The organism is Escherichia sp. 94.0001 (genome assembly GCF_013369155.2).
GTDB classification, from domain to species: domain Bacteria; phylum Pseudomonadota; class Gammaproteobacteria; order Enterobacterales; family Enterobacteriaceae; genus Escherichia; species Escherichia coli_F.
In genome coordinates, this window is sequence record NZ_JABWMS020000190.1 from 1 (window position 1) to 922 (window position 922).

1 protein-coding gene is annotated in these 922 nt (G+C 45.3%); it reads right to left on the reverse strand.

Going from position 1 to position 922, the window contains the following annotated elements:
* Positions 1-52: 52 nt before the first annotated feature.
* On the reverse strand, positions 53-538 hold the full coding sequence (locus tag HEN33_RS27225; RefSeq protein ID WP_445297911.1) for a transcriptional antitermination N peptide: 486 nt from the start codon (positions 536-538) through the stop codon (positions 53-55).
* Positions 539-922 lie beyond the last annotated feature (384 nt).

Here is a 922-nt window from a genome sequence, read left to right on the forward strand (position 1 = left end):
CCTCAAATAAGTGGTTTGCTGCCTAATTTCATTTTCTGGCGACCAACACAAGTCACCTCGCCGTCAGTTGTTTTGATTTCCGGTAGCCTGCCGCGTAAATGGCTACGTTTGGAAGACATACACCAGTTTCTGGTTGCTTATGTCCAAACTCATTCGCGTACACAATGGCCGCTCGCTCCAGATTGCGTCTGTATTCTTTCTGTTGCCAGATCACGTCCTGTGCCATGAACTTAATTGGCTTAGCGTCTTCTATACGCTCAGGCGTTTCGTGAGTACCTTTAGCCTGAATCTGCGCTCTGCTTAGAGTAGGGCGGTGTAATACTTCTGAACTTATTGCTTCTTCGCGGGCCAGTACGCCGTTAGCTAATGCCTTTGCCTTTAAACGCTCACGACGACGAGAACGTGAATTGCCTTTGAACTGAGTTCTGCGTGTCATATAGACCTCCTGATGAACTTTGGTGGTGAATACAGCCGGGCGACTAACTCCGGTCGCGTAATCATTGCAAAGCGCCTCCGCCGAGAAGGTTAGCTTCTGCATTCACCCCAAAGTTCACTTTGGTTATTGCGCTTTGTCAGCGCCGTAGATTCATATTCGAATCGTTGTATATTCACCGCCCTGGTGAGTAATGCGTCCTGCTGATGACGATAATAATGAACCAATAGTTCGATGTTATCAAGAACTATTGGTACGAATTTTGGTGATTTATTAACTCTACGAAGTATGATTCTGATATATAAGGAAATTTATTTTTGAAAATGTGGCTGATGAAGGTTATGCGGCAGGGATCATAACTGCATGGTTTAGCGAGTTACATCAATAAATACAATTGGTTATGTTTTTTAGGTGGGGGGATCGTGAGGCAAAGAAAACTGAACCGCCCCGGGAATCCTGGAGACTAAACTCCCTGAGAAAGAGGTAAAC